Annotated in this window: 16 protein-coding genes; 13 read left to right on the top strand and 3 right to left on the bottom strand. The window is 35.9% G+C overall.

Annotated features, from left to right (window positions below; all coding sequences use genetic code 11):
- Position 1: 1 nt before the first annotated feature.
- Both cydB and OLM58_RS01700 read left to right on the top strand, forming a co-directional pair.
- Positions 2-1,078, top strand: a complete 1,077-nt coding sequence (gene cydB, locus OLM58_RS01705; protein WP_264530960.1) for a cytochrome d ubiquinol oxidase subunit II — start codon at positions 2-4, stop codon at positions 1,076-1,078.
- Positions 1,079-1,709: 631 nt separating this feature from the next.
- Entirely contained in the window at positions 1,710-2,156 is a 447-nt protein-coding gene (locus OLM58_RS01700; RefSeq protein WP_264530959.1) for a GNAT family N-acetyltransferase, read from the top strand.
- A gap of 254 nt (positions 2,157-2,410) precedes the next feature.
- On the opposite strand, the gene OLM58_RS01695 is transcribed toward OLM58_RS01700, so the two are convergent.
- Together OLM58_RS01695 and OLM58_RS01690 are read right to left on the bottom strand one after the other, a co-directional pair.
- Positions 2,411-3,196, bottom strand: coding sequence for a sulfite exporter TauE/SafE family protein (locus OLM58_RS01695; RefSeq protein WP_264530958.1), 786 nt, complete (start codon positions 3,194-3,196; stop codon positions 2,411-2,413).
- Positions 3,197-3,389: 193 nt separating this feature from the next.
- Positions 3,390-4,022 (bottom strand): Crp/Fnr family transcriptional regulator, encoded by a 633-nt coding sequence (locus OLM58_RS01690; RefSeq protein ID WP_264530957.1) that lies wholly within the window; start codon positions 4,020-4,022, stop codon positions 3,390-3,392.
- A gap of 454 nt (positions 4,023-4,476) precedes the next feature.
- Between OLM58_RS01690 and OLM58_RS01685 the strand changes: the two genes are divergently transcribed.
- The 11 genes from OLM58_RS01685 (at position 4,477) to OLM58_RS01635 (ending at position 18,106) form a co-directional block, all read left to right on the top strand.
- Positions 4,477-4,788 carry a rhodanese-like domain-containing protein gene (locus tag OLM58_RS01685; RefSeq protein WP_202702604.1) on the top strand — a complete coding sequence of 104 codons (312 nt, stop codon included), beginning with the start codon at positions 4,477-4,479 and terminating at the stop codon, positions 4,786-4,788.
- Between the two features lie 77 nt (positions 4,789-4,865).
- Positions 4,866-6,446: an NADP-dependent glyceraldehyde-3-phosphate dehydrogenase gene (locus OLM58_RS01680; protein ID WP_264530956.1), complete on the top strand. Its 1,581-nt coding sequence runs from the start codon at positions 4,866-4,868 to the stop codon at positions 6,444-6,446.
- A gap of 199 nt (positions 6,447-6,645) precedes the next feature.
- On the top strand, positions 6,646-8,517 hold the full coding sequence (locus OLM58_RS01675) for a M1 family metallopeptidase (RefSeq protein ID WP_264530955.1): 1,872 nt from the start codon (positions 6,646-6,648) through the stop codon (positions 8,515-8,517).
- Positions 8,518-8,623: 106 nt separating this feature from the next.
- Entirely contained in the window at positions 8,624-9,880 is a 1,257-nt protein-coding gene (locus OLM58_RS01670; RefSeq protein ID WP_264530954.1) for an alpha/beta hydrolase-fold protein, read from the top strand.
- Positions 9,881-9,901: 21 nt separating this feature from the next.
- Complete coding sequence (locus tag OLM58_RS01665) at positions 9,902-10,294, top strand: ACT domain-containing protein (RefSeq protein WP_264530953.1); 393 nt, start codon at positions 9,902-9,904, stop codon at positions 10,292-10,294.
- A gap of 179 nt (positions 10,295-10,473) precedes the next feature.
- Positions 10,474-11,085 carry a hypothetical protein gene (locus OLM58_RS01660; RefSeq protein WP_264530952.1) on the top strand — a complete coding sequence of 204 codons (612 nt, stop codon included), beginning with the start codon at positions 10,474-10,476 and terminating at the stop codon, positions 11,083-11,085.
- An 80-nt stretch (positions 11,086-11,165) separates the two neighbouring features.
- Entirely contained in the window at positions 11,166-11,570 is a 405-nt protein-coding gene (locus OLM58_RS01655; protein WP_264530951.1) for a GNAT family N-acetyltransferase, read from the top strand.
- 260 nt (positions 11,571-11,830) lie between these two features.
- Entirely contained in the window at positions 11,831-12,217 is a 387-nt protein-coding gene (locus tag OLM58_RS01650; protein ID WP_229998529.1) for a hypothetical protein, read from the top strand.
- 173 nt (positions 12,218-12,390) lie between these two features.
- On the top strand, positions 12,391-13,473 hold the full coding sequence (locus tag OLM58_RS01645; protein ID WP_017495288.1) for an efflux RND transporter periplasmic adaptor subunit: 1,083 nt from the start codon (positions 12,391-12,393) through the stop codon (positions 13,471-13,473).
- 24 nt (positions 13,474-13,497) lie between these two features.
- Positions 13,498-16,665, top strand: a complete 3,168-nt coding sequence (locus OLM58_RS01640; RefSeq protein ID WP_264530950.1) for an efflux RND transporter permease subunit — start codon at positions 13,498-13,500, stop codon at positions 16,663-16,665.
- Entirely contained in the window at positions 16,658-18,106 is a 1,449-nt protein-coding gene (locus tag OLM58_RS01635) for a TolC family protein (protein ID WP_264530949.1), read from the top strand. Before OLM58_RS01640 ends, OLM58_RS01635 begins: the two co-directional genes overlap by 8 nt.
- 98 nt (positions 18,107-18,204) lie before the next feature.
- On the opposite strand, the gene OLM58_RS01630 is transcribed toward OLM58_RS01635, so the two are convergent.
- Entirely contained in the window at positions 18,205-18,762 is a 558-nt protein-coding gene (locus tag OLM58_RS01630; protein WP_264530948.1) for a YybH family protein, read from the bottom strand.
- Positions 18,763-18,914: the final 152 nt, after the last annotated feature.

Raw genomic sequence — 18,914 nt, 5'->3', positions numbered from 1 at the left:
TATGGAATTTTTTTGGTACATAGTTTTAATGGGAATTTTGGCCGTTTATATTGTGTTAGACGGTTATGATTTTGGAGCAGGAATTATTCATTTATTTTTTGCCAAAACAGAAAAAGATAAAAAAGCAATTACAAATGCAATCGGTCCGTTTTGGGATGCCAACGAAGTATGGATTATCGCTGCAGGAGGAGTTTTGTTTTTTGCTTTTCCTACTTTGTATGCTTCTTCTTTCAGCGGATTTTATCTGCCTTTGATCATGATTTTATGGTTACTGATCTTTCGTGCCATTGGTTTGGAAATGCGCGGACAGGTGCATCATCCCATGTGGGAAGCAATCTGGGATAAGGCTTTCGGAATGGCGAGTTTACTGTTGGCTTTATTCTTCGGAATTGCCTTGGGGAATATCGTGCGTGGTGTCAACCTTGGAATGGTTACCAACGGCGTTTCAACCCAGGAGGCACATTATTTCTTTTTGCCATTGTGGAATCCAACTTTTAGTCCGCAGGCAAGTGAATTAGGGATTATAGACTGGTTTACACTTTTTCTGGGGATTGTGAGTGTAGTTTCCTTAACCATCCACGGTGCGAACTGGATCATCTTTAAAACTAATTCAGCTTTGAATCCACAGCTTAAAAATGTTGTTTTTAAATTGAATATTGTTTTGTTGGTTTTGGTGTGCATTTCATTGCAGATCTGGCATTTTATTGAGCCAAAGCCTTTCCATAATTTTGTAGAGAATCCAATTCTTTGGTTTTTTCCATTGATGACTTTTGTTGGGATTTTAGGATTATTCAAAGTACGTTCGTGGAAAAAAGACGGCTATGGATTTTTGTTTTCATCTCTGTTTTTGGTAGGTGGATTTGCCTCAACTGCCGTTTCCATTTTTCCGAATGTTTTGCCTTCTACGAATCATGTAAATCCGTCCTTAACCATTTACAACACTGCGGCTCATGAATACGGACTGAGCGCCGGGATGAATTGGTTTTTCATTGCATTGTTTTTAGTGATCGTCTATTTTGTTATTCAATACCGTGTTTTTAGCGGGAAGATGGATGATATCGGGTATGGAGAACATTAGATTTTATAGCCGCGAATTCAAAAATTTCACGAATTAATGATATGCATAGCCGTTGGTTTTAACCAACGGTTTTTTTGTTTGATTCCGAGATGGCTTTAGCAAAAAAAGAGTTGTTAGGTAAAGTTGTAAAAGATTATTCTTATAAAATTTGTGATTTGAAACCTTTAAAAATAGGCTGAAAGCCTTAAAGTATTAACGTAGTGCATCGCACTACGAATTAAGAAGAAGTGAATATCGCCCTGAAAGGGCTAAAGAAAATGAGTAGTAATAGATTAAAGAAGAATAAATGTTTCTCAAAAATATATAAAGGATATTTTTTTTTGAGATTAGGCTTTCGCCCTTTCAGGGCTTATCATCATAATCTTTTTTATTCATAATGCTTCCCACCATGTTGTTGCCAAGGCTCTTTCAGAGCGCAAGGTTTAGAATGTGAGTAATTTTTAGGTTGTATTTTCTTTGGGTTTTCATATTGATCAAAATTCAGGGTTTAACAGAAATAGTAAAAGAGATAATTTTTAAGAATCTCCTGAAAAGAATTAAGCTCTGGATGATCCCGTTTTATGAAATCTGGACTATAAAAGAGTTTAGATTTTGCAATATTTTCGTTCTTTTAATCTCAAAATTTAAAATAATGGATTACCAAATCAAAAAAGCAAGTATTGAAGATCTTAATGAAACAGCCGAACTTTTTGACCTCTATCGTGTTTTCTATCGTCAGAAATCTGATGTTGAGGCAGGAAAAGCATTTCTTAAAGAACGATTGTTGCATAATGAGTCGGATATTTTTTTAGCGATTGCAGACGGAAAAGCAGTTGGCTTTGTACAGCTTTATAAAATATTTAGCTCTACTAAAATGCAAAGACTATGGTTACTAAATGATCTTTTTGTGCATCCCGATTACAGAGGTAAAGGATTTTCTGTAGCATTAATTGATCGCAGTAAAGAATGGTGTGAGGAAACAAATGCTTGTGGCTTGATGCTGGAAACCGAAAAGACAAATGATATTGGCAATCAGTTATATCCGCGCTGTGGTTTTGAATACGACGATCAGCATAACTATTATTATTGGTGGAAGTAAAAAGGTTTGAATGTAAAGTTAGCCTGTGCACTTTTGTCATTCCAAGGTACGAGGAAACTCCGCAAGTAACTCCGCAACGAAAGTCAATCTTTGTAGAGCTTCTCGCGGAGATTTCTCCTTTGTCGAAATGACAATGATTGTGATTATTTGGTTTAAAAATAAAGTTTTTATGCTTTTTTTTACATCTTTAGCAAAGATATTCTACAAGTAAACTAAAATAAAAATCTGCCTAATCTGCTTGAAACTTGAAACTTTTAAAACAAAACCTCTTTTGTAATAATATAAAAGCCCATTACGAGAACAAACCATCCAAAAATAGGTTTTAGTTTTGCCCCGTCGATTTTTTTAGAAAGCTGACTTCCTATAAACATTCCGAAAAGCGCCATTGCCGAAACTCCTAATAAAAAAGTATAATCAATAGGAGTACCGATATACAAATCACCGCTAAATCCTATAGAAGAATTGATCGTAATAATTAGTAGAGAAGTTCCCACGGCTTGTTTCATGGGCAAATTAGCGAAGAAAAGCAGTGCAGGAATAATTAGAAAACCGCCTCCGGCACCCAAAAATCCGGTTACAATTCCAACTAAAAAGCCAATTAGGCTTAATTGAATATAATTAGTTTCGGTGGCTTTTATTTCAGGTTTGTTTTTTCGGATCATAGAAATCGCTGCCGTAATCATCAATACCGAGAAGATAATCATAATGAGAAAATCTTTGGAAACCGAATACGAAGCTATAGAAAACAGAGTAGAAGCAATTTGAGGAAAAATAACCTCCCTAATAATCAAAATCGAAATGACAGAGGGAATGGCAAAGTACAAAGCCGATTTAAGTTTAAGATTCCCCATTTTGTAATGACTGTAACTTCCAAACATGGCGGTTAATCCCACAATAAATAAAGAATAAGAAGTAGCCTGTTCCGGATTTACTTTGAATAAATACACTAAAATCGGGATGGTTAATATAGACCCGCCGCCGCCAATAAGGCCCAGTGAAATTCCAATAATTATCGAAGCAAAATATCCCAAATATTCCATTGCAGTTGTTTTAATGCAAAGATGCTTTGTTCAATAGAAACCTACAGTAACATTTATCACAGAAGAGATGAAATAAATTTTACCATTTAGATGTTAAGGTAATTAAGCTTAAGTTTCTTTCTAAAACATTAAAGAAACTTAAGCACTATAACTTAATTAATTTAATACGTTAACGGTTAAAAAAAACTTTGTGCTAATTCGTGAAATTTGTGTTCAATAGCTCAATTTGATTGCGGTTCAGTTTGACTAGGCCGCGTTGTTCCATTTTTTTAAGGAGTCGGGAGATTACCTCTCTGGAAGTATTCAATTCCGTTGCAATTTCCTGATGAGACAGATTTACTTCAGAGCATCCGCAGGCATCAGAATGTCTTTTGAGATAAAATTCCAAACGCTCGTCCATAGAACGGAAAGCGATATTGTCAACGACCTCCAAAACTTCTTCAAAACGACTTCGGTAGGTATCAATTACAAATTCATACCAGGTCCTGTGTTCCATCATCCATTTGTCCATTAATTGGAGCGGAATCATTATAACCGAAACGTCTTCGACAACTTTTGCCATAATCTGACTCTTTTCGCTTTTAGCAGTGCAGATCATCGAAATAGCACAGGCTTGTCCCGGTTGTAAGTAGTACATTAAAAATTCACCGCCATCTTCGCCTTCGCGATAGATTTTAATTTTTCCTTTAGTAATTAACACCGTATTTTTAATGTATTGTCCGGTGCGCATTAAAATGGTTCCCGCTTCAAAATTCTGCGGACTTGAGTTGTCTTCAATTGCCGTAATAAGGTCGTTGGAAAAATTAGGAAATATATCTTTTAACATGATTTTTTTGTTTAAACACATAGGAACATAGCGTTCAGATCTTTAAAAAAGGCATTTCACTTTTTATAAAAACACAAAGCTATGCGAAATAATAAATTATCTGTTTTGAGTTCTAAGTAAAGAAAAAATCTATGATTCTATGTGTTGAAATTAATGCCAACAGCTTGAGTAGACTTTAGCAAATTAAAATTAAAACCTATAATTTATTACAAAGATAGGGGATTGCAACGGTATAAATTATCAGAAAATTATATTTAAGACGCATTTTATGTAAATGAAAAAATCCTATTTTCTATCGAATTTATAGACTATATTTTTAAAAATAGTAAGTAAATTTGCTTTTCACTGATTATAGTACTTTCTCTAAAACGTTTTCTGAGAATAATAATCGAAATCGCATTTGGCACGTTTTTAATCAATAGAAACGTCGTAATTTTACAAAAACACATTTACTATGAATTTATCACAAGAAGATTGGGTTAATCAGCTGACTGCTGACGAGAATGCAGTTATACTGGACGTAAGAACTGAAGACGAATTTAATGACGGCTACATTGAAAATGCCGTAAACATCGACATTAATAAAGGACAAGGGTTTATTTATGAAATCGAAGAGCTTGATAAAAACAAAAATTATTATGTGTATTGCCGTTCTGGTGCCAGAAGCGCCAAAGCATGTCAGATTATGAATGAGTTAGGGATTAGTAATGCCTACAATTTGCTTGGTGGAATTCTGGATTGGGAAGGTGAAACCGTAAACCCATAAGACAGAAGAAGAGGCCTAAAAAGCCTCTTTTTTCTTTTTCAAATGCTATTAATAACCAAACTATAACAGACCAAATTATGAGTTTAATACCCGAAGAATTTCAAATTAAAAATTTGATCAATCAAGATACTTATCTTGTAAATGGAGAATTAAAACCATGGACGGGACAGACAACCCCGGTTTTTTCGACCATTTCCTCAACCGAAAAATATACGCCAACTTTATTAGGATCGATTCCGTTCATGGAAGAGAAAGAGGCTGCTGAAGTAGTAGAAGCTGCCAATGCTGCTTATAACAAAGGTCAGGGCTTATGGCCAACGATGAAAGTGGTTGACCGCATTAAATGCATGGAGAATTTCGTAAAACAAATGAAGGAAACCCGCGAAGAGGTGGTGAAACTTTTGATGTGGGAAATTGGAAAGAATCTGGGTGATTCGCAAAAAGAGTTTGACAGAACGGTCGAATATATTCAGGATACAATTGACAGTTATAAGGAACTGAACGGACGTAGCTCTCATTTTGAAAAAGTGCAGGGCGTAAATGCCATGATTCGTCGCGGTCCTTTGGGGGTGGTTTTGTGTCTTGGACCTTATAACTATCCTTTGAATGAGACTTTTTCATTATTGATTCCCGCTTTAATTATGGGAAACACTGTGATTTTTAAACCTGCAAAACATGGTGTTTTATGTATTTCGCCTTTGTTGGAAGCGTTCAGAAGCAGTTTTCCGAAAGGAGTCATTAATATTGTTTACGGCCGTGGCCGAGAAGTAGCTTCGCCTATTATGAAGTCGGGAAAAATTGACGTTTTAGCGTTAATCGGAAACAGTAAATCAGCAATAGCATTACAGGATCAGCATCCAAATAAAAACAGACTGCGTTTAATTTTAGGTCTGGAAGCGAAGAATCCGGCTATTATTTTGCCCGACGCCGATTTAGATTTAGCGATTCAGGAATGTATTACCGGAAGTTTATCGTTTAACGGACAACGCTGTACAGCACTAAAAGTTCTGTACGTACACGAATCTATTGCTGAGGAATTTAATAAACGTTTTGCTGAAAAGGTAGACGGTCTCGCATTTGGAAATCCTTGGGAAAAAGGAGTTTCTTTAACACCGCTTCCGGAAACGGACAAACCAAAATACATTCAGAGCTTAATTGATGATGCCATACATAAGGGGGCAAAAGTATTGAACGAAAAAGGAGGGAAGCATAGTGAAAATTATATTTTTCCGGCAGTTCTGTATCCGGTAAATAAAGAAATGCGAGTGTATCACGAAGAGCAGTTTGGACCGGTGGTTCCCATTATTTCTTTCAAAGATATCAATGAACCGCTTGAAGATATGGCTGAATCCAATTACGGACAACAGGTGAGTCTGTTTGGGAAAGATATTAAAACTTTGGCACCGCTTATTGATGCCTTAGTAAATTTAGTATGCAGAGTAAACCTCAACAGTTCTTGTCAGCGTGGCCCTGATGCCTTCCCGTTTACAGGGCGTAAAGATTCTGCTGTAGGAACTTTAAGTATTCCGGATGCCTTGCGTTCTTTTTCTATCCGTACGTTTGTGGCTTCAAAAGATATCGCTTATAACAATGAAATTTTACAGGAATTGCTAAACAGCAGGGAATCGAATTTTATTAATACCGATTATATTTTGTAGTTCCAAGGTTATATATTAATTGTAGAGACCGTCTTCTTCTTTTTTGAAGGAGACGGTTTTTCTTTTTTGAAGTTGCTAAAATCTTAAGATACTGAGACTCTATGTTTTTTTAAAGTTTAATTTTACAAAATCGTGTAACATTATGAAAAAAAAGAGGTCTAATATTCATCATTTAAATTCTCAAACCAAAAACCAGCTTATGAAAAAAGGATTATTTTATTTTGCATCAATTACATTTTTGTTTTTGGCACAGGAAAGCTTTGCACAAGAGCTTTACATGCCCAGAAATATAAAAAAGGCTTACGCAAAAGGAACCCGATCGACAGACGGAAAACCAGGGAAAAACTACTGGCAGAATCATGGAAAGTACACCATGGACATTATGGTAGATCCGAAAACAAGATTAGTGAGCGGAACCGAAACAATCGTATATGAAAATAACAGTAAGGATAGTTTAAAAAATCTGGTCGTTAGATTTGTCAACAACCTGCATAAACCTTCCTCTCCCAGAGGTGGAAGTGTGAGTAATGATTTTTTAAGCGAAGGACTTACTATTACCTCTTTGAACATCGCAGGTCAGGCCTATAAAGAAGATGCTAAAGGTTGGGGAACCGTAGGAAATGTAAAATTAATGAAACCTATTGCACCAAACTCAAAAACAACTATTACAATCGATTGGAATTATCCGCTGTCTAAAGAGAGTGGAAGAGAAGGGCAAATAGACGAAACTACTTTTTTTGTAGCCTACAGTTATCCACGTGTGAGTGTTTTTGATGACTATAATGGCTGGGACAGATTACCACACACCGACCGTCAGGAATTTTATAACGATTTTAATGATTATAGTTTTAGCGTTAAAGCGCCTAAAAACTATGTGGTTTATGCTACCGGTGATTTCTTAAATCCGGACGAGGTTCTGCAACCGGAATTCTCGGCTCGTCTAAAAAAATCGTACATAACTGATGAAATTCTGCACATTGCCAATGAGCAGGAATTAAAAAGTGGTGTGGTGACCAAACAAAACGACTGGAATACCTGGAAGTTTGAAGCTAAAAATATTACAGATGTTTGTTTTGGTTTAAGCGATCACTATTTGTGGGATGCGAGCAGTGTAATAGTAGATAAAAAAACAAACCGCCGTGCAAGCGTTCAGGCAGCTTACGATGTCAAAGGAACTGATTTTGTTGATTCGGTGAAAAACAATCAATTTGCATTAAGTTTCTTTTCACACAGCTGGCCGGGAGTTCCCTATCCATTTTCTAAGATGACCGCTTTTCAGGGTTTTGCCGATATGGAGTATCCAATGATGTGTAATGATTCGCAAATGGGTGATCCTGTTTTTGCGCAATTGGTTCAGGATCATGAAGTAGCTCATACTTATTTTCCTTTTTATATGGGAATCAACGAAACGCGTTATGCTTTTATGGACGAAGGCTGGGCAACAACTTTTGAATACCTGATTGGAATTGCTGAACATGGAAAAGAAGCTGCAGATAAGTTTTATAAAGAATTTAGAGTAACAGGCTACATAAAAGATCCGTCTGCAGAAGAAGATCAGCCAATAATTTCAATGTCGACACAAGTTTCAGGCGCGGGCTACGGGAATAACTCTTATGGAAAAGCTTCCCTGTCTTACCTTGCTTTAAAAGATTTGCTGGGGGATGATTTATTTAAAAAATCATTACATGCATACATGGACAACTGGAACGGAAAACACCCAATTCCGTGGGATTATTTTAATTCGATGAATACAGCTTCAGGGAAAAATCTGAATTGGTTTTTTAACAATTGGTTCTTCTCTAATAATTACTTAGATCTTTCAGTGAAAAAGGTCGCTAAGAATGTTGTTACGGTTGCTAATATTGGTGGTTTTGCCATTCCGTTTGATATGATTGTGACTTATACAGATAACACGACAGAAACGATTCATCATACACCGGCTGTTTGGGAAGCAAATCAAAAACTTGCAACTATAACAGTTAAGAGCAGTAAGCCAATCAAAAAAGTGGCTCTTGACGGAGGAATTTTTATGGATGCGAGCCCATTAGATAACAATTGGTCCGTAAATTAAAAGAATACAATAGAAGCCGCTTTTTTCAGTAGAAAAGGCGGCTTTTGTTTGTAATAGAAGCGAATGTTAAATTTTTAGTAACGAATTTTAAATCAGTTAAAAAGTGATGGAAAGTTTGCAAATTGTTTTTAGAAAAAAAATACTATTCTTCAGTTTATTCGTATTGGTGACGGGTTTTGCCTTTTCTCAGAATAAGACTAAAATTGAAATAGGAACCATAGATAGTATTTCGTCTAAAATTTTGAATGAAAATAGGAAAATATGGATTCATCTTCCTAAAAGTGCACGAAATATAGGTTCAGCAAAACAAAAGTATCCCGTAGTTTATTTGTTGGATGCAGAAGGACACTTTAGTTCAGTTGTGGGAATTATTGAAGAATTAAGCGAGACAAACGGAAACACAAATTGTCCTGAAATGATTATAGTTGGTATAACAAACACCATTAGGAATCGTGATTTAACCCCAACACATTCGGATGTAGATCCCCCGTTTGTACCCCAAAGCCTCAGTGATCAGTCTGGAGGAGGAGAAAAATTTGTTGAATTTCTTCAGAAAGAATTGATTCCGTATATCGACAGTAAATACCCCGCAGCACCTTTTAAAACCTTGATTGGACATTCTTTCGGAGGACTGACAGCCTTGAATATCCTGACTAATCATACCGACTTGTTTAACTCTTATATTGCGATCGATCCAAGTTTGTGGTGGGATCGTCAGAAGTTTTTAACAGAAACGAAGAAAAAATTAGCCAATAAAAACCTGTCAAAAGTTTCCTTATTTATGGCAGCTGCAAATACGATGGATGAGGGTATGAATATTGAAAAAGTTAGAGAAGATACATCACTTCTTACCAAACATATCCGTTCAATTTTAGATTTCAATGATTTTTTAGAGAACAATAAAAAAAGTAATCTGAATTATGAGTACCAATATTACAGCGATGATAATCACGGATCTGTGCCGTTAATTGCGACTTATGATGGTCTGCGTTTTCTATTTAAGTTCAATCAGTTAAAACTTTCCATCTCTGAGCAGTTTAATTTTAATAAAGCGGTGTTTACTAAGATTGAAAAACACTTTGAGAATGTTTCAAAACATTTGGGTTATACAGTTCATGTCCCTGAAAATACAGTTAATGCATATGGCTACCAGTCTTTAGGAAAAAAAGATATGGATTTGGCAGGCTATCTGTTTAAGTTAAATGTTGCCAATTATCCTAAAAGTGCAAATGTATATGATTCACTTGGAGATTTTTATGAAGTAAACGGAGATAAGAAAAATGCCATTGTTAGTTATGAAAAGGCCTTGGCTTTGGATGAAAATGCGTCTGAAACAAAAGTAAAACTGGAAAAACTTAAATAAAATTCGTTTAAAAAAAACAAAATGGCGGGAGAGAAAGATTTAGAAAAATTGTTGAAAAGCATGAAACCTCAGCATAATTTAGGAGATTATGTCTTTTGTAAAGTAGAAAAGATCGAGAACTTATCTATCGATGATATTGTAATGTTCTTCAAAGAAAAAGAAGCAACTACTTTAATATTGAAAAAAGAAATGGCAGAGGTTTTGAATTTGGATTATTCCGTTGTGATGTCCTGGATCACACTTACTGTGCATTCTTCATTAGAAGCAGTAGGTTTAACAGCGGCTTTTTCTAAAGCGCTTTCTGAGAATGGTATTGGCTGCAATGTTGTGGCTGCTTTTTATCATGATCATATCTTTGTGGCTAAAAAAGACACAGATAAAGCAATGGAGGTTTTAAATTTATTTTCAGTCTAAATTATAGGGTAAAATAGTAAAAATTGGAGGTAACTATATGGTAATCAGAGTTGTTTAGTTTCTTTTGTAATATTTTATAAGTAAATTCTTATATTTGAATTAAAAAAAAGTTAAAAAGGAGATGGAAGTCTGCTATTAAAAAACTAGGTTTGCAAAAAAAATGAAAACCTACATTATTAATGAAAAAGAAACTATTTTTTATTGTTTTATTAATCTCTTTTAAAAATTTTGCTCAAAATAACGCTAAAATCGCATTTCAGAAAAGCAGATATGAATTAGCTTTAGATTACTATGAAAAAGCGGATTATAAGAAAGCGATTGACTTATTTTACGTTGCCTCAAAAATTAAACCTGATAATGCAATAGGTCAGGAATCGATTAAAAAAGTAGATACCTTAAGAACAGTTTTGAGAGAACATCTTTTAAAGCAGGCTATTGGTACCTGGAAGATGGTTGGAGATAAGCCGGTTTGGGCTGCTAATCAAAACAATGCAGCTTCTCAGAAAGATTTTGAGGAATTAATTGAGATTAAGGATGATGAAATCTTTTCGTATGAGAAAAATAAGAAAACGCAGGAAAAAAAACTTATTAAGTCTGAGAAATTAGTGTATTACAACAAAGAGAAATCAGATGCATTGTTTTCGGACATTATTTTATCTGATGGTACAGTTTGGAATTGCACCATAAATGGAAATGAATTACATGTCATTAATGTTGGTAAGAAGGGAGATGAGGGTATTGAAAAAATAACCGACAATAATACAGAGCGATTTTATATAAAAGTAGAATAGTGCAAAAGGGAATCAACTTAGATTCCCTTTTTTTATTTTTATGAAATATCTTTGTGTGTAAAACAGTAATAAGCAGAACGATGAGAATCAAAACAATAGAAGCTTCAGAGACCTGGCAAATCAGACATGAAGTAATGTGGCCGGATCAGCCATTTGAGTTTGTAAAGTTAGAAGAAGATGTTTTAGGATTACACTTTGGCTTTTTTGTAGAAGGTAAGCTGGTTTCAATTGTTTCCTGTTTCATCAATGATGACGAAATGCAGTTCAGAAAGCTGGCTACGCTGGAAGAATATCAGGGGAAAGGCATAGGTTCTGAACTTGTAAAATATATTTTGCAATTAGCAAAAGAAAAGAAATTGAAAAAAGTTTGGTGTAACGCCAGAGTTAGCAAAAAAGCTTTTTATGAGAAATTAGGCCTGCAGGATACGGGGCAGGTTTTTGCAAAAGCAGGACAGGAATTTACCATAATGGAGATTTTACTTTAGAAAACAGGGCGTATTTTTTGAAATAAAAGAAACAACGTCAGTTGTTTGCGATTTTTGTAGTTTTTTTCGGATTTTTGAAAGGTTCCCAATTTGATTCTGAATCAGACTCAATTTTTTATGATTTTTCAGCAAGAAAGAATATCTTTTTATCACAATTTCAGCCTATTAGAACCCTGAAAACGTTTTCGTGTTTTATTAAATGTTAAAGCTTATAAAAAAATCTTTTTTTCTTTCGATACTTTCCTTACTTTCGCACCCAAATGAGAAAGTTAATAGTCTTTTTAGTATTTATGAATTTGCTTCTGCTTGGCGGAGGGCAATATCTTAATGCGGGTACTCCTAAAGACTCTCATTCTCATCATCTTGAGAAAAGACACCGTGTGAAATTCACCAATCAGGATCAGGGCAGTTCAATCATAGAAGATGCTGACTGTGATACTGAAGAAGAATGCCTTGGAAGTGATGATCTTAAAGGTGGCCTTTCAAACCATTTGTTTGCAACAAATTACAGCTTACTTGACAGTTGGTATCTTTCCTTTGCTACCAGTCAGACTGCTGCAAACGATTATAATCGTTTTAAAATCTTCTTGCCATTCTTTGGCAACTCAAATCCTATCTACATTACTCAACGAGTATTAAGAATTTGATTCAACAATATACATCGGTTGCCTAAGTTGTGATCTGCATATTTTGTTGATGTATTTTTTGCTACTTCATCTTATATGAAAGTTAAGTTCTGACTAGGGGAGCCTGATGCATTTTTTCATCTAAAGGAATCACTGTATTCCAAGCACTCAATCGCTTAATTTCCATTAAAATCATGAAAAGAATTATCTTGTTCACAGGCTTAATTGCCCTGGTGTGCCTAACTAGTTGTACAACTAAAAAAGAAGAAAAAGAAGAAGTAGAAAAATTTGTTGTTACCAATCCGGTAAAAATAGACACTTCGTTTACGAAACAGTACGTTTCACAAATCAAATCAGTACGTAACATTGAGATCCGTGCTCAGGAAAAAGGTTTTTTACAAAACATCTTTGTGGATGAAGGACAATTTGTAAAAAAAGGACAGCTGTTGTTTAAAATTATGCCAAATATGTATCAGGCAGAATTATTAAAAGCACAAGCTGAACAAAAATCAGTAGAAATAGAACTTCAAAATGCCAAATTACTGGCAGATAAAAATATCGTTTCTAAGAACGAATTAAGTGTAGCACAAGCAAAATTGCAATCTGCAAAAGCCGAAGTTGCGCTGGCAAAACTTCATTTGTCATTTACAGAAATCAGAGCTCCGTTTGACGGAACTATCGATCGTATTCCATTAAAATTAGGAAGCCTTATTGATGAAGGTGAATTGATGACGAGTCTTTCAGACAATAGTCAGATGTTTGCTTATTTCAATGTTTCAGAACCGGAATATCTGCAATATCAAACCGATGTAAAAGACCGCGCTGATAACAGAGTAAGCTTGGTTTTGGCTAACGGTGAAACTTTTAAAGAAAAAGGAAATGTAGAAGTTATCGAAAGCGAATTTAATAATGAAACCGGAAATATTGCATTCAGAGCACGTTTCCCTAATTCAGGAAAATTGCTTAGAAATGGAGAAACAGGACAGGTTCAGATGATTGTTCCGCTTAAGAATGCCATCGTAATCCCTCAAAAAGCGACTTACGAAATTCAGGATAAAAAATATGTTTTTGTGATCGATAAAAACAATAAAGTAAATTCAAGAGAAATCACAATAACAGGCGAAATCCCTGATTTGTATGTGATCAGAACCGGACTTGCCGATACCGATAAAATTTTACTTGAAGGAGTTCAAAAAGTAAAAGAGAACGACAAAATCAAATATGAATTCCAATCTCCTAAAGCGGTAATGAACAATTTACGCTTAAAAGCAGAATAGGTTTAATCATTAAAAAAATAAAAAATGTTTAATAAATTTATTCAAAGACCTGTACTGTCGATAGTAATATCGCTTATAATTGTCTTTTTAGGAGTATTGTCGGTATTGAATTTACCTATCACGCAATTCCCTACAATCTCACCACCAATGGTGAATGTTACTGCAGATTATCCCGGATCTAATGGTGAATTGATGATCAAGGCAGTTATTATTCCTTTAGAAAGAGCTTTAAACGGAGTTCCGGGAATGAAATACATGTCTTCTGATGCCGGAAATGATGGTGAGGCAACAATAAAAGTAGTTTTTAACTTAGGGACAGATCCCAACCAAGCGGCGATTAACGTTCAGAACCGTGTAGCTTCGGTTACCAATAAATTACCTCCATTGGTAATTAGAGAGGGTATAAAAATTACCCGAGAAGTACCAAGTATGTTGATGTACGTGAACCTTTACAGTACAGACAAAAATACCGATATGAAGTTCTTGTACAACTATGCTGATATCAACGTACTTTCAGAATTGAAAAGGGTAAATGGTATCGGTTCCGGAGATATCTTGGGAACTCGTGAATATGCTATGCGTATCTGGCTGAAACCGGATCGTATGCTGGCGTACAAAATCTCTGCCGATGAGGTAATGGAAGCATTGTCAAGTCAAAGTTTGGAGGCTTCTCCTGGTAAAACAGGAGAAAGTTCAGGTAAACGTTCTCAGGCATTTGAATATGTATTGAAATATTCCGGACGTTTTACCACAAAAGAGCAATATGGAAATATTGTGGTAAAATCTAATGCTAACGGAGAACTTTTACGTTTGAAAGATATTGCCAATATTGAATTCGGAAGTTCGATGTATGACATTTACTCGAACTTAAATGGTAAGCCTTCTGCAGCTATTGTATTGAAACAGTCTTTTGGAAGTAATGCTAATCAGGTTATTGAGGAGGTAAAAGCGAAATTGGAAAAAATTAAGCAAAAATTCCCAAAAGGAATGGATTATGAAATTTCATACGACGTTTCTAAATTTTTGGATGCCTCTATCGAAAAAGTAATACACACGCTGGTAGAAGCTTTTATTTTGGTAGGTTTAGTGGTATTTCTTTTCTTGGGAGACTGGCGTTCGACTGTTATTCCGGCAATTGCAGTACCGGTATCGTTGATTGGAACCTTTGTATTCATGACTTTCTTAGATATTTCATTGAACTTAATTACTTTGTTTGCTTTAGTATTAGCAATTGGAGTCGTCGTCGATGATGCGATCGTTGTGATCGAGGCAGTTCACGCCAAAATGGAAGAAGAACATCTGTCGCCCCTTAAAGCAACTAAAAAAGCGATGCATGAGATTGCAGGGGCAATTATAGCGATTACATTCCTGATGGCGGCGGTATTTATTCCGGTGGCATTCATGTCCGGTCCGGTTGGGGTATTTTACAGACAGTTCTCGGTTACTATGGCAACGGCGATTATACTTTCGGGTATTGTGGCTTTAACCCTGACACCAGCACTTTGTGCCATGATGTTAAAAAATAATCATGCTCTGCCTAAAAAGAAAACACCAGTTAATGTTTTTATAGATGGTTTTAATAATAAGTTTAATCTGGCTCAGGGGAAATATCAAAATGTATTAGGTAAGATCGTAAGCAGAAGAGCCGTTACTATAATTGCTTTGTTAGGATTTTGTGCCGGAACATGGTTAGTGAGCAGTACAGTTCCTTCCGGATTTATTCCAAATGAGGATCAGGGAATGTTCTATGCTGTAATTCAGACACCTCCTGGTTCTTCATTAGAAAGAACCAACAATATTGCAGAGCGAGTTCAGAAAATTGCTGAAGATATAGACGGAGTAAAATCAGTTTCTTCATTGGCAGGTTACGAAATTCTTTCTGAAGGTACAGGAGCAAACTCAGGGACTTGTTTGGTTAACCTTAAGGATTGGAGCGACCGAAAAGAATCTGTTTTGGAGATCATGCATGAAATGGAGGAAAAATGTAAAGATATTGCAGGAGCTAATATCGAGTTTTTCCAACCGCCTGCTGTACCTGGATATGGTGCTGCCGGAGGATTTGAACTTCGTTTATTGGATAAAACAGGTTCCGGAGATTACAAAAAAATGGAAAAGGTAAATAATGACTTTGTTGCTGAATTGAACAGACATCCTGAATTGTCTAACGTGTTTAGTTTCTATAGTTCGAGTTTTCCTCAATACATGATGAAAGTCGACAATGATCTTGCACAACAAAAAGGAGTTTCTATCGAAAATGCCATGAATACCTTGTCAACTCTTGTGGGAAGTAACTACGAAATCAGTTTTATTAAATTCGGAATTAATTATAAAGTAATTGTTCAGGCTTCTCCGGAATATCGTGCGCAGCCCGATGATATCTTAAAATTGTATGTGAAAAACAACCGTGATGAAATGGTACCTTACTCCGCTTTTATGAGATTGGAAAAAGTATACGGACTTTCTGAAATCACAAGACATAATATGTACACTTCCACACAAATTAGTGGATCTGCTGCAGCGGGATATAGTTCCGGTACGGCGATTAAAGTTATTCAGGAAGTTGCTGCTAAAAAATTGCCTAGAGGATACGACATCGACTGGGCAGGTATTTCTGCCGATGAGGTGGCACAGGGGAATCAGGCAATCTGGGTATTCCTGATCTGTTTAGGATTCGTATATCTGGTACTGGCAGCTCAATACGAGAGTTTTATTTTACCATTATCTGTAATTCTTTCTTTACCGGCAGGTATTTTTGGAGCTTTCTTTTTACTGAAATTAACAGGATTAGAGAACAACATTTATGCGCAGGTAGCGATGGTGATGCTTATTGGTTTATTGGGTAAAAATGCCGTGTTGATTGTAGAGTTTGCAATCCAGCGACATGCTGCAGGTAAATCAGTTCTGGAAGCAGCAATGGAAGGAGCCAAAGCAAGGTTCCGTCCAATCCTGATGACTTCGTTTGCTTTTATCGCAGGTTTATTACCGCTTGCATTTGCTACCGGTCCCGGAAAAATTGGTAACCGTACGATTGGTACTGCTGCGGCAGGAGGTATGCTTATCGGAACGATTTGTGGGGTGTTTTTGATTCCTGGTTTGTATTACATCTTTGGAAAAATAGCAGAGAGATACAAATTAGTGAAACATGAAGAAGAGAATCCATTAACAGAAGAAATTGATAACAATCATGTATAAATTCAAATCATATCAATATAGTATTGCATTGAGTGCATGTCTCATGGTTGCAGGGTGTAAAGCCCCTGCTCCTGAGACTACAACAACAAGCACACCAGTTCCTGAGTCGTTTGGTACAACAGCTCAGATTCAGGATGCTAACAACAATACAGCAACATTAGCGTGGAAAGATTATTTTAAAGATCAGAATCTGGTAGAGCTAATTGATGTTGCGCTTAAGAACAATCAGGAATTAAACATTACTTTGCAGGAAATTGAGATTGCAAAAAATGACATTCGTGTAAAAAAAGGACTTCTATTGCCAACTGTTGGTGTTCGTGCCGGAGCTGGAGTAGAGAAAGTGGGCCGCTACACCAGTCAGGGTGCGGGTGATGCCAATACAGATATCAAACCAGGTGTAAAGACCCCAGATCCACTGGGAGATTTTACTATTTCGGCATATGCAAACTGGGAAGTAGATATCTGGAAAAAACTGCGCAATTCTAAAAAAGCAGCTTTAAACCGATATTTAGCAACGGTTGAAGGCAAGAACTTTGTAATTACGAATCTTATTGCCGAAGTAGCTGATTCTTATTATGAGTTACTGGCTTTGGATACCCAATTGGACATTGTAAAACAAACCATCAAATTGCAGACGAATGCTTTGGAAATTGTAAAAATTCAGAAGCAGGCGGCAAGAGCGACCGAACTGGGCGTGAAGAAGTTTGAAGCAGAAGTTTTAACTTCAAAAAGTCTGGAATTTGGAATTCTTCAGCAAATAAAAGAAACGGAGAATAAAATCAACTTTTTATTGGGAAGATATCCACAGGAAATTAAAAGAACCAATGCAAACAACTTCCTGAGCTTATTACCGACTGTAGTGAGTTCCGGAATTCCATCTCAATTACTGGCCAATCGTCCCGATGTGAAACAGGCCGAATTAGAATTAGTCGCATCAAAATTAGATGTAAAAGTGGCACGTGCCGAATTTTATCCTTCATTGAACATTTCGGCGGCGATAGGAGTACAGGCATTTAAACCTTCCTATTTGTTAACATTTCCGGAGTCACTTTTGTATTCATTAGCCGGAGATCTGGCTGCACCGCTGATCAACAGAAATGCGATTAAAGCAGAATTCGCTAGCGCAAATGCAAGACAGCTTCAGGCTTTGTACAATTACGATCGTACCATTTTGAATGCTTATTTAGAAGTGTCTAACCAGCTTTCAAAGATCGAAAACTTACAAAAAGGTTATGATCTTAAATCGCAACAGGTAGATGCTCTGAACACTTCAATAGACGTTTCTAACGATTTGTTTAAATCGGCCAGAGTAGATTATTTTGAGGTTTTAATGACACAACGAGATGCATTAGAAGCGAAACTGGAACTGGTAGATACTAAAAAAGAACAATTGAATGCTGCAGTCCATGTTTACAGAGACTTAGGCGGTGGTTGGAAATAATATTGCTTTTTAATTTGTAGACAAAAGCCTTTCAAGATTTTATACTTGAAAGGCTTTTTTAATTGCGGCTGAAAAGAACTTAAAAGAGATTATTTCAATTATTTAGCTTCACGATTACTGCTAAAAGAATCTCTGAACATTTTCCAGCCTTTTGAAGTTTTCTTCCAGAGAACCAAAAATTTTCCATCGTCCATTAATTCGCCTTTGGAGTTTAAAGATTGCCACAATCCTTCTTCGGTAACATACGCTATGCCGTCACCGTATACTGCTGTGGTGATAAACTTTCCGCCTCTTAAGCCATATTCATCATAAGCTTTTCTGAAAAATTTGGCGGCACCTTCTTTTCCATAAATTTGTGGTGCGTTCGGGAGTAAGATAGAAGCATCTTCAGCATATCGGTCTATGAATAGGGATGGATCATTGTTTTTAAAAGAATCAAAATAAATAGCATTGCTTTCCTGTATTGCTTTTTTTGCTTCGCTTAAATCTGCGGTTTCATTTTTTGAAGATGAATTACAGCCGGAAAGCAATAGGACAATTACAATGAATTTTAAGGTCAGATAAAGGAGGTTTCGATTAAAAAATACGTCGTAAAAACGCACTAAGAAAAAGGTTGATTTTGGATTCAATTCTGATGTAGTATTAAAAGAATTCATAGTATAAAGTTTTTAGATTGACTATTATTTTTGTCAAAGATAGTCAGGGTAAAAACGTCTGAATTGTACAAATCGGAACTGAATTTTAAATTAAGGTACTAAGGGCTTAGTTTCTAAAGTACTAAGAATTAATTCTGTAATGCAGTATATTC

It is taken from the genome of Flavobacterium sp. N502540, assembly GCF_025947365.1.
GTDB lineage: Bacteria > Bacteroidota > Bacteroidia > Flavobacteriales > Flavobacteriaceae > Flavobacterium.
Note: the sequence above shows the minus strand (reverse complement) of the source record. Positions and strands in the feature narration are given on the sequence as shown.

Bases quoted from the DNA above. Each gene is read 5' to 3' on its own strand.
- cydB (WP_264530960.1), top strand. From the start codon at position 2: ATGGAATTTTTTTGGTACATAGTTTTAATGGGAATTTTGGCCGTTTAT.
- OLM58_RS01700 (WP_264530959.1), top strand. From the start codon at position 1,710: ATGGATTACCAAATCAAAAAAGCAAGTATTGAAGATCTTAATGAAACA.
- OLM58_RS01695 (WP_264530958.1), bottom strand. From the start codon at position 3,196: ATGGAATATTTGGGATATTTTGCTTCGATAATTATTGGAATTTCACTG.
- OLM58_RS01690 (WP_264530957.1), bottom strand. From the start codon at position 4,022: ATGTTAAAAGATATATTTCCTAATTTTTCCAACGACCTTATTACGGCA.
- OLM58_RS01685 (WP_202702604.1), top strand. From the start codon at position 4,477: ATGAATTTATCACAAGAAGATTGGGTTAATCAGCTGACTGCTGACGAG.
- OLM58_RS01680 (WP_264530956.1), top strand. From the start codon at position 4,866: ATGAGTTTAATACCCGAAGAATTTCAAATTAAAAATTTGATCAATCAA.
- OLM58_RS01675 (WP_264530955.1), top strand. From the start codon at position 6,646: ATGAAAAAAGGATTATTTTATTTTGCATCAATTACATTTTTGTTTTTG.
- OLM58_RS01670 (WP_264530954.1), top strand. From the start codon at position 8,624: ATGGAAAGTTTGCAAATTGTTTTTAGAAAAAAAATACTATTCTTCAGT.
- OLM58_RS01665 (WP_264530953.1), top strand. From the start codon at position 9,902: ATGGCGGGAGAGAAAGATTTAGAAAAATTGTTGAAAAGCATGAAACCT.
- OLM58_RS01660 (WP_264530952.1), top strand. From the start codon at position 10,474: ATGAAAAAGAAACTATTTTTTATTGTTTTATTAATCTCTTTTAAAAAT.
- OLM58_RS01655 (WP_264530951.1), top strand. From the start codon at position 11,166: ATGAGAATCAAAACAATAGAAGCTTCAGAGACCTGGCAAATCAGACAT.
- OLM58_RS01650 (WP_229998529.1), top strand. From the start codon at position 11,831: ATGAGAAAGTTAATAGTCTTTTTAGTATTTATGAATTTGCTTCTGCTT.
- OLM58_RS01645 (WP_017495288.1), top strand. From the start codon at position 12,391: ATGAAAAGAATTATCTTGTTCACAGGCTTAATTGCCCTGGTGTGCCTA.
- OLM58_RS01640 (WP_264530950.1), top strand. From the start codon at position 13,498: ATGTTTAATAAATTTATTCAAAGACCTGTACTGTCGATAGTAATATCG.
- OLM58_RS01635 (WP_264530949.1), top strand. From the start codon at position 16,658: ATGTATAAATTCAAATCATATCAATATAGTATTGCATTGAGTGCATGT.
- OLM58_RS01630 (WP_264530948.1), bottom strand. From the start codon at position 18,762: ATGAATTCTTTTAATACTACATCAGAATTGAATCCAAAATCAACCTTT.